This is a genomic window from Methylophilus sp. DMC14 (assembly GCF_056314085.1).
In genome coordinates this window covers 1-1,256 of record NZ_JBQUZA010000013.1, presented here as the reverse complement: position 1 = coordinate 1,256, position 1,256 = coordinate 1, and the positions used below count along the sequence as shown (strand labels likewise).

Here is a 1,256-nt window from a genome sequence, read left to right as displayed (position 1 = left end):
TGGACTTGCCTTAGAAAAGTAGACACATCGACCTAACTTTTTAGGAGATGTGAAATGGCAAGAACAATCAAACGGATATACGCTCGATATACGGAATCATTTAAAGCTGAGGCAGTTCGATTAGCCTCCCAACCTGGTGTATTGGTGCAAGACGTAGCCCATTCTCTAGACATTCATCCCTTTATGCTGTCACGATGGAAAAAACAATCTCGTGAAGGGCTGATTATGGCAAATCTACCAAGCGATAAACCTGAGCTGGTTAATGAAGCTGAGCTACTGCGCCTTCGCGAGGTAGAAAAAGCCTACGCCCAGCTGAAGCTGGAGCATGACCTTTTAAAAAAAGCCATCAAATTCACTTCAGAGGCAAAACGGACATCTTCCGTTTCATTGCCCAAAATAGCCAAGATTTCTCGATCCAAATGATGTGCGAGAAATACAAGGTATCGCGCAGTGGATTCTATGCATGGCAGAGGCGTCCAGTATCAGCACGTACAGTGTCAGATGGGCAATTGTGTGAACAGATTAAAGCAATACACAAAAGCAGCCACGAAGCTTATGGCAGCCCGCGTATTCATGCCGCGCTTAGGCAACAAGGGCTCCACTGTGGGCGTAACAAGGTTGCACAGTTGATGCGCCAGATGGGCCTTGCAGGCAGAGCAAGTCGACTGTACTGGCGGAATGCAGGGAGTCACGCATTCTTTCAGCGTCATGGTAATGAGAAGCTTGGCATGACAGAACCTACCAGCATCAATCAATTGTGGGTGGGCGATGTGACCTTTATTAAAACGGGCAATGGTTGGCAATTTTTAGCCGTGGTGATGGATATGTTCTCACGTCGCATTGTTGGCTGGGCATTGGACAATCATCGTAAGGCGAGCTTAACCTGTACGGCACTGAAGATGGCCATCAAGCAAAGAAAACCTACAGCTGGCCTATGGTTTCATTCAGACCGAGGGATTGAGTATGCCGCGCTTGAATATCAGGCCTTGTTAAGGCAACATGGCATTCAGCCAAGTATGAACCGACCAAGGCAGTGTACCGATAATGCACACATGGAGTCATTCTTCCATTCGTTTAAAAGTGAGTGGATACATGGCAATCGTTTTAAAGGGGGCGAGGATTTGAAAGTGGCAATTAAGCAATATATTGATGACTTTTATAACCCGGTACGGTTGCATTCGGGTATTGGGTATCAATCACCGATTTCGGTGGAAATGATCGGTTAGATGATGTCCACTTTTTACAGGCAAGATCAC

At 46.4% G+C, this 1,256-nt stretch carries 2 protein-coding genes; both read left to right on the top strand.

Going from position 1 to position 1,256, the window contains the following annotated elements:
• The first annotated feature begins 54 nt into the window (after positions 1-54).
• Entirely contained in the window at positions 55-423 is a 369-nt protein-coding gene (locus tag ACT53C_RS14285) for a transposase (protein WP_476147035.1), read from the top strand.
• Positions 351-1,226, top strand: coding sequence for an IS3 family transposase (locus ACT53C_RS14280; protein WP_476147037.1), 876 nt, complete (start codon positions 351-353; stop codon positions 1,224-1,226). The genes ACT53C_RS14285 and ACT53C_RS14280 overlap by 73 nt, the downstream gene beginning before the upstream one ends.
• Positions 1,227-1,256: the final 30 nt, after the last annotated feature.